A 7,769-nucleotide genomic window follows, 5' to 3' on the forward strand; every position below is an offset into this window, starting at 1 on the left:
GCACCGCGAGCCGGCGCGGCTCCGCGACCAGGACGCGGCGCGCGGGCCCGGGCAGACCGTCGGCCAGCCCGGAGAGGGCGAGCGGGACGAGGGTGGTCTTGCCGGAGCCGGGCGGCGCGGCGAGCACGGCGGCGCCGTGCCCGGCGAGGGCGCGCTGCAGCGACGGGACGGCGGTGCGGACGGGCAGTTCGAGGCCAGCGGGACGCACCGGCGGTCAGCCCCGCTGCGCGACGAAGATCGCGGTGCCGGGGATCAGCCGGCCGCGCAGCGGCGACCAGCCGCCCCACTCCTGGTCGTGGCCCTCGGGCCACTCCGGTTCGACGAGGTCGAGCAGCCGGAAGCCGGCGGCGGTGAGCTCGCGCACCCGGTCGCCGAGGGTGCGGTGGTGCTCGACGTAGGTGGCGCGGCCCTGCTCGTCCTGCTCGACGTAGGGGGTGCGGTCGAAGTAGGAGGCGGTGGCGGTGAGGCCCTCGACGCCGGGCTCGTCGGGGAAGGCCCAGCGGATCGGGTGGGTCACCGAGAACACCCAGTGGGCGCCGGGCCGCAGCACCCGGTGGACCTCGCGCATCAGGGCGGCGGTGTCGGCGGAGAAGGGCACCGCGCCGTAGGCGGAGCAGGCGAGGTCGAAGGAGCCGTCGGCGAAGGGCAGCACCGCCGCGTCGGCCTGGACGACGGCGACCGGCTCGCTGCCGCGGACGAGGTCGATCCGCCGGGAGTGCTGCAGCTGGCGGAAGGAGATGTCGAGGGCGACCGGGCGGGCGCCGCGTGCGGCGAGCCAGCGGGAGCACTGGGCGGCGCCGGCACCGATCTCCAGCACGTCGAGGCCCTTCAGCGCGGCGGGGTCGCCGAGCAGCCGGGCGTCGGCCTCGTCGAGGCCCTCGGGGCACCAGGTGAATCGGTCGTCGCCGAGGAAGGCGCCGTGTTCGTCCTGGTACTCGTCGGCATTGCGGTCCCACCAGTGGCGGCTGGCCCGGCTGGACTCGCCGGCGCCGGCCGAGCGCCGCACGGCGTCGTCCTCGTCGCCGCCGTGGTGGCCCTGGTCGTCGGCGAGGTGGTCGGGGGTGGTGGTCACGATGCTGAGGCCCGTCGCGTAGGGTGTGGGGTGCGGAAGCGCCGCTGCCGTGAACCGGCTCCGTACGGGACCGGGTCGGGGTGGTGGCATCCGGGGACGTCCCCCTGCGACAGCCGCCGTTCTGGTGCGCTATCGGAGGATATGGCCTGATCCATCCCGGCCTCCACCGGTCTCGACGCTCTTCGCGTTGACCGTGCCCGGCTGTCCCCGTATGCTACAAGTTGCGCTGCGGGCCTGCGCGCCTCGGACGGAGCAGGTCGCGCTCGCATCTGTCGAAGACCCCACGGTCTGCAAGACGGACACCTGTCCTTCAGGATTTCTCATGGGGGCCGGTGCGCCGTGTTCTTGGCTGTCCGGCTTTCGGTGGGAGCGATACGGGCCCTCCGCGTGGCATTACCTACGACTTCATGTCCGTACCGGAGCCCTTTTCCTAATGACGAGCCCCACCGACACCTCTGTCAGCACCACCCCGCAGGTTGCGGTCAACGACATCGGCGACGCGGACGCGTTCCTCGCGGCGATCGACGAGACCATCAAGTACTTCAACGACGGCGACATCGTTGAGGGCGTCATCGTGAAGGTCGACCGTGACGAGGTGCTCCTCGACATCGGTTACAAGACCGAGGGTGTCATCCCGTCCCGCGAGCTCTCGATCAAGCACGACGTCGACCCCCACGAGGTTGTCTCCGTGGGCGACAACATCGAGGCCCTGGTTCTCCAGAAGGAGGACAAGGAGGGTCGTCTCATCCTGTCCAAGAAGCGTGCGCAGTACGAGCGCGCCTGGGGCACGATCGAGAAGATCAAGGAAGAGGACGGCATCGTCACCGGTACCGTCATCGAGGTCGTCAAGGGTGGTCTCATCCTCGACATCGGCCTCCGCGGCTTCCTCCCGGCCTCGCTGGTCGAGATGCGCCGTGTCCGCGACCTCCAGCCGTACGTCGGCAAGGAGCTCGAGGCCAAGATCATCGAGCTGGACAAGAACCGCAACAACGTGGTCCTGTCCCGCCGTGCCTGGCTGGAGCAGACCCAGAGCGAGGTCCGCCAGACCTTCCTCACCACCCTCCAGAAGGGCCAGGTGCGCTCCGGCGTCGTCTCCTCGATCGTCAACTTCGGTGCCTTCGTGGACCTGGGTGGCGTCGACGGCCTGGTGCACGTCTCCGAGCTGTCCTGGAAGCACATCGACCACCCGTCCGAGGTCGTCGAGGTCGGCCAGGAGGTCACCGTCGAGGTTCTCGACGTTGACATGGACCGCGAGCGCGTCTCCCTGTCGCTGAAGGCGACCCAGGAGGACCCGTGGCAGCAGTTCGCCCGCACCCACCAGATCGGCCAGGTCGTTCCGGGCAAGGTCACCAAGCTGGTTCCGTTCGGTGCGTTCGTCCGCGTCGACGAGGGCATCGAGGGCCTGGTCCACATCTCCGAGCTGGCCGAGCGCCACGTCGAGATCCCGGAGCAGGTCGTCCAGGTCGGCGACGAGATCTTCGTCAAGGTCATCGACATCGACCTCGAGCGTCGTCGCATCAGCCTCTCGCTGAAGCAGGCCAACGAGTCTCTCGGTGCCGACCCGGCGTCGGTCGAGTTCGACCCGACCCTGTACGGCATGGCCGCGTCCTACGACGACCAGGGCAACTACATCTACCCGGAGGGCTTCGACCCCGAGGCGAACGACTGGCTGCCCGGCTTCGAGAAGCAGCGTGAGGAGTGGGAGCGGCAGTACGCCGAGGCCCAGGCCCGCTTCGAGCAGCACCAGGCCCAGGTCATCAAGAGCCGCGAGGCCGACGCCGCCGCTGCCGCCGAGGCCGGCGAGGAGGCCCCGGTCTCCGGTGGCGGCTCGTACTCCTCCAGCAGCGACGAGGGCTCCGGCGCTCTCGCTTCGGACGAGGCGCTCGCCGCGCTCCGCGAGAAGCTGGCCGGCGGCCAGAGCTGATCGCAGTGCGCGCAGCCTGAGGGCTGAGCAGTAGGCGGAACCCCCGCCCGGCATTGACCGGGCGGGGGTTCCGTCTTTGTTGTCCGGTATTTCTTATGTGTCGTTTACGTCACAGGAATTGTGAGATGAGGCTCATCGTCCCTCTATAGGACGAATCGGACTTAGCGCCTACATTGAGGGGAACTGCCCGAAAGGCTCCTTCATGCGCAATCCCCTCGCTGCCGCATCGCCTTCGCCCGCCGCCCTGCCCGCGCCCGCCGACCACCGTGTCAGCGGGCGACTCGCAGCCCTCGGCCGGGCGTGCTTCCGCCACCGCCGCTGGGTGCTCGCCTTCTGGGCGCTCGTCCTCGCGGCCGGCGTGCTGATCGGCGGGCGGGTCTTCGAGGGGACGGTCGCCGGCGGCGGCTCCGGAGGCTCCGAGGCCGCCCGCGGCACCGCCGCCGTCCAGGCCGCGGACCCGGTCAAGGGCACCGTCACCGCCGTGGTGGACGGCGCACCGGTCACCGACGGGAAGGTGCGGGCCGCGGTCACCGCCGCCACCGCCGAGATATCCCACCTGCCCGGCGTGGTCTCGGTGGCCGACGCCTACTCGGGCGCCCCCGGCATGGCCGCCGCGGACGGCCGGGCGAGCCTGGTCGCCGTCCGGATGGCCGACGCCTCCACCCCGGAGCAGCTGGGCGCCGTCGCCGACCGGCTCGACGCGATCGACGCGGCCGGCACCCATGTGACCGTCGGCGGCGACCTCGTGCTGGAGCAGGAGGTCAAGGCGCAGACCGAGAAGGACACCCGCTTCGGCGAGATCGTCACCCTCCCGCTGACCCTGATCGTCATGGTGCTGGTTTTCGGCGGCCTCGCCGCGGCAGGCCTGCCCGGCATCGGCGCGATCGCCTCGGTCGGCGGTGCGCTGCTCGCCATGTTCGGCTTCAGCCGGATCATGGACATCGACACCAGCGTGCTGCCGATCGCCACCGTGCTCGGCCTCGGCCTGTCCATCGACTACGCGCTGCTGATGGTCAACCGCTTCCGCGAGGAGCGCGGCCACGGCGCCACCGTCGCCCAGGCCGTGGAGCGCACCGCGGCCACCGCCGGGCGCACCGTCGCCTTCTCCGGGCTGACCGTCGCGGTCGCCCTGTCCGGCCTGTTCGTCTTCACAAGTCCGGTCTTCCGGGCGGTCGGCGTGGCCGGTGTGAGCGTGGTGGTGATCGCGGCCGCGGCCGCACTCACCCTCGTCCCGGCGCTGCTCGGCTTCGTCGGCCGCAGGATCAAGGCGCCGACCGAGCCGGTGCCCGACGAGGGCTTCTTCTCGCGGACGGTGCGCCGCGTCCAGAAGCGCGCGCTGCCGGTGATGCTGGTGTGCGTGGCGCTGCTGACCGCGGCCGGCGCGCCCTTCCTCGGTGCCCACCCGCGCAGCTCCGGCGCCGACGTGCTGCCGAAGTCCTTCGCCTCCCGGCAGGTCGCCGACACCGTCGCGCAGCGCTTCCCCGACCAGGCCGCCGCGCCGATCACCGTGGTCGTGAAGAGCGACCAGAAGACCGCCCAGGCGTACGCCGACGACGTGGTCGCCGAGCTGCCGGGCGTGTCCGGCGTCCGGGCGGTCACCCCGGTCGGCGACGGCCTGACCACCGTCGACGTCCTGGTGAAGGGCGACCCGCAGGGCGCCCGGGCGAAGAAGGTCGTCGGCGAGCTGCGGGCCGACCGCGGCGGGCTCACCACCTACGTCACCGGTGACGCCGCCTCGGTCGCCGACTTCCAGCACGAGGTCGCCACCCGCGGGCCCTGGGCGCTCGGCCTCGTCGCCTTCGGCACCCTGGTGCTGCTGTTCCTGATGACCGGGTCGGTGGTGATGCCGGTCAAGGCGCTGCTGATGAACCTGCTGTCGCTGGGCGCCTCGCTCGGCGCGCTCACCATGGTCTTCCAGCACGGCTGGTTCAGCGGCCTGCTCGGCTTCACCCCCTCGGGCGGGCTGGAGACCTTCGTCCCGGTGCTGGTCTTCGCCTTCGCCTTCGGCCTCTCGATGGACTACGAGGTCTTCCTGCTCTCCCGGATCAAGGAGCTGTACGACCAGGGGCACGGCTGTACCCGGTCCGTCCAGCTCGGCCTGCAGCGCAGCGGCAAGATCATCACCTCGGCGGCGCTGCTGATGGTGATCGTCTTCGCCGGCTTCGCCGCCGGGCAGATGCTCATGGTCAAGCAGATGGGCATCGCGCTGGCGGTGGCCGTCGCGGTGGACGCCACCCTGGTGCGGTGCCTGCTGGTGCCGGCCGCGATGAGCCTCGCCGGCGAGTTCAACTGGTGGGCGCCCGCGCCGCTGCGCAAGCTGCACCGCAGGATCGGCCTGAGCGAGCACGTGGAACTGCCGCCGCTCGGCGCGCGGGCGGTGCTGCCCGGACAGCGTGCCGAGGCGGAGCAGGTCGCACTGGCCCGCTGACGGGTCACGGGCCCGGGCGGAGCCGTCCGGTCAGCGGTTGACGCAGGCGTTGCCGAAGCCGGGGGCCAGCCCGGCCGCGACGTCCAGCGGGCCGCAGGCCGAGGCGGCGCCGGCGGAGCCGAGCAGCAGGCCGCAGACGGCGGCGGCGAGGACCAGGGCGGTGCGGACGGGGTTCATGGCGGCGTCCCTTCGAAAGCGCGGATGCGGGCGGCCTGCCCAACGCGAAGGCCGGCCCTGCGGCATGCGCCTGTTCGGGTGAGGGCACCTCCGCGAGCCGCAGGCAGGGGTGCGTCTTCAAGGCGCAGGGGCATGAATCAGGGGCGCGGGGAACTGCGCGATTCGGATGCGGGCCACCGTACGAATCCGGGCTCGGCGCTGAGCGTCGGTGCGCCACCCCCGGACTGCGCAGTTCCCCGCGCCCCTGGGGAGAGCCCTCCCCGCGCCCCTGGGTGGTTGCCCTTTACGCCAGCCGGCGCAGCAGGGGGACGGCCTGTTGCAGCAGGCGGCGTTCTTCCGGGGTGAGCCGCTCGGTGAGGGCGGTTGCGATGGTGCCCTCGCGGCGGGCGCGCTGGGCGTGCAGCGCGGCGGTGCCGGCCTCGGTGGCGGTGATCAGCAGCTTGCGGCCGTCGGTCTCGTGCGGGCGCTGCTCGACCAGGCCTGCCTCGCCGAGCAGGGCGACGGTGCGGGCCATGGACTGGTGGCGCACCCGCTGGAGGGTGGCCAGTTCGCTGGTGGTGCGGGGGCCCTCGCGGACCAGCCAGCCGAGGACGGCGGCCTGGTTCTGCGGCAGTTCGTCACCGGGCCGGAGGGTGCGCACCAGGGTGCCGATGGCGGTGCGCAGCTCTGCGGCCAGTTCCAGGGGGTCGACCTCGTCCATGGGGATCATGCTATCGGGAAATTCACACAGGCAAACTGCACAGTCTTGCTGTACTATTTCACCCATGCGACTGACGAAGTTCGGACACGCCTGCGTCCGCATCGAACACCAGGGCACCACCGTCGTCATCGACCCCGGGGCGTTCACCGAGGCCGACGCCACCCTCGGCGCCGACGCCGTCCTGATCACCCACGAGCACATGGACCACTTCGCCGAGGGCCGGCTGCGGGCCGCCGTCGAGGCCCGGCCGGGCCTGCGGATCTGGGCCAACGGTGCGGTGGCCGCGAAGCTGGAGGGCATCGGAACGCGGGTCACCGTGGTCGGCGAGGGTGATGCCTTCGACATCGACGGCCTCGGCGTGAGTGTGCACGGGGAGTGGCACGCCGTCATCCACCCCGACATCCCGCGTGTCGGCAACATCGGCTTCCTGCTCGACGGGCGGCTGTTCCACCCCGGTGACGCGCTGACCGTGCCGCCGCACCCGGTGGACACCCTGCTGCTGCCGATCGCCGGCCCCTGGGCGAAGGTCTCGGAGCTCATCGACTACGTCCGGGAGGCCGGCCCCGGGCGGGCGCTGGCGATCCATGAGGCCGTGCTCAGCGAGGTGGGGCAGATGGTGCACGGCCGCCTGCTCGGCGAGGGCGGTCCGGGGGCGGGGGCCCCGTTCGCGCAGCTCGCCGCGGGGGAGCAGCTCGACCTCGGCTGACCGGTGGTGCCGTCCGGCCGGTCCGGCGGGGCTGCCGCCGACCTGACAATTCGTGAGCGGATTATGTGAGTTGTCGTCATAACCACCCGATTGGCGGTGGTATGTCCCTCTTCTGTCCGGGACCCTGTGGGCGCAGGGAGCCGCGGAACCGTCGCGGTTCCACGGGCAAGGAGGACGGATGTCGATCGGGACGAGGGCGGGTGCGGCCGCCGCCGTGGCCTGCGGAGTACTGGCCATGCTCACCGCCGGTGCGGGTGCTGCGTACGCGGACGGCGGCGCGGCCACACCGTTCAAGGGCCGCACCGAGGGCGGCAGTCTGGAGCTGGTGAACGGCGACGTCGTCGCCTGCGCCGGCGTCGGCGAGGTCCGCGTCGTCGACGCCCAGGGCGAGCACGTCCCCGGCGCGCCGGGGACGAGCTTCACCACCGCCGCCGGGACGAAGGTGCTCACCAAGAGCGCCGACACCGTCGAGGTGACCGTCGGCGGCGCCTTTGCCGCCGTCACCTGCGGCCCCGAACTCTTCCCCACCACCACCGCGCCCGTCCCCAAGGGCCCCTCCCTCGCCGGAGGCGGCGGGGGCATCCTCGGGGTGGACCCGGTCGAGACTGCCGCCGGCGGGGCCCTACTCGCGGCCGGCCTCGCCGGCGGCGCACTCGTCCTGCGCCGTCGGCACACCGCCCGGGCCTGACCGGGCGACCGTCGAAGGAGGCGCCGACGGTGCGACGACCCCCGACCCGCGGGGCCCGCGCGGCCCTCGCCGCG

At 72.2% G+C, this 7,769-nt stretch carries 8 protein-coding genes; 4 read left to right on the plus strand and 4 right to left on the minus strand.

Features of this window, described 5'->3' with window-relative positions:
- Nucleotides 1-208: hypothetical protein (locus tag KSNIM_RS28080; RefSeq protein ID WP_263105909.1), on the minus strand; the 208-nt coding region annotated here is incomplete at its 3' end.
- A 6-nt stretch (nt 209-214) separates the two neighbouring features.
- Nucleotides 215-1,072: a class I SAM-dependent methyltransferase gene (locus tag KSNIM_RS28085; protein WP_263105910.1), complete on the minus strand. Its 858-nt coding sequence runs from the start codon at nt 1,070-1,072 to the stop codon at nt 215-217.
- 433 nt (nt 1,073-1,505) lie between these two features.
- Here KSNIM_RS28085 and rpsA point away from each other — a divergent pair, with 433 nt between their 5' ends.
- Both rpsA and KSNIM_RS28095 read left to right on the plus strand, forming a co-directional pair.
- Nucleotides 1,506-2,996: a 30S ribosomal protein S1 gene (gene rpsA / locus KSNIM_RS28090; protein WP_095876832.1), complete on the plus strand. Its 1,491-nt coding sequence runs from the start codon at nt 1,506-1,508 to the stop codon at nt 2,994-2,996.
- A gap of 202 nt (nt 2,997-3,198) precedes the next feature.
- Nucleotides 3,199-5,424 carry an MMPL family transporter gene (locus KSNIM_RS28095; RefSeq protein ID WP_263105911.1) on the plus strand — a complete coding sequence of 742 codons (2,226 nt, stop codon included), beginning with the start codon at nt 3,199-3,201 and terminating at the stop codon, nt 5,422-5,424.
- A gap of 30 nt (nt 5,425-5,454) precedes the next feature.
- Here KSNIM_RS28095 and KSNIM_RS28100 read toward each other — a convergent pair whose 3' ends face one another.
- Nucleotides 5,455-5,601 (minus strand): hypothetical protein, encoded by a 147-nt coding sequence (locus tag KSNIM_RS28100; RefSeq protein WP_263105912.1) that lies wholly within the window; start codon nt 5,599-5,601, stop codon nt 5,455-5,457.
- Between the two features lie 283 nt (nt 5,602-5,884).
- Entirely contained in the window at nt 5,885-6,301 is a 417-nt protein-coding gene (locus KSNIM_RS28105) for a MarR family winged helix-turn-helix transcriptional regulator (protein WP_263105913.1), read from the minus strand.
- Between the two features lie 64 nt (nt 6,302-6,365).
- On the opposite strand from KSNIM_RS28105, the gene KSNIM_RS28110 reads away from it, so the two are divergent.
- Both KSNIM_RS28110 and KSNIM_RS28115 read left to right on the plus strand, forming a co-directional pair.
- Nucleotides 6,366-7,007 (plus strand): MBL fold metallo-hydrolase, encoded by a 642-nt coding sequence (locus tag KSNIM_RS28110; protein ID WP_263105914.1) that lies wholly within the window; start codon nt 6,366-6,368, stop codon nt 7,005-7,007.
- 178 nt (nt 7,008-7,185) lie between these two features.
- On the plus strand, nt 7,186-7,695 hold the full coding sequence (locus KSNIM_RS28115; RefSeq protein WP_263105915.1) for a hypothetical protein: 510 nt from the start codon (nt 7,186-7,188) through the stop codon (nt 7,693-7,695).
- Nucleotides 7,696-7,769 lie beyond the last annotated feature (74 nt).

The sequence above is a fragment of the Kitasatospora sp. DSM 101779 genome, assembly GCF_025655475.1.
Classification (GTDB): Bacteria; Actinomycetota; Actinomycetes; order Streptomycetales; family Streptomycetaceae; genus Kitasatospora.

Bases quoted from the DNA above. Each gene is read 5' to 3' on its own strand.
- KSNIM_RS28110 (WP_263105914.1), top strand. From the start codon at position 6,366: ATGCGACTGACGAAGTTCGGACACGCCTGCGTCCGCATCGAACACCAG.
- rpsA (WP_095876832.1), top strand. From the start codon at position 1,506: ATGACGAGCCCCACCGACACCTCTGTCAGCACCACCCCGCAGGTTGCG.
- KSNIM_RS28100 (WP_263105912.1), bottom strand. From the start codon at position 5,601: ATGAACCCCGTCCGCACCGCCCTGGTCCTCGCCGCCGCCGTCTGCGGC.
- KSNIM_RS28095 (WP_263105911.1), top strand. From the start codon at position 3,199: ATGCGCAATCCCCTCGCTGCCGCATCGCCTTCGCCCGCCGCCCTGCCC.
- KSNIM_RS28115 (WP_263105915.1), top strand. From the start codon at position 7,186: ATGTCGATCGGGACGAGGGCGGGTGCGGCCGCCGCCGTGGCCTGCGGA.
- KSNIM_RS28105 (WP_263105913.1), bottom strand. From the start codon at position 6,301: ATGGACGAGGTCGACCCCCTGGAACTGGCCGCAGAGCTGCGCACCGCC.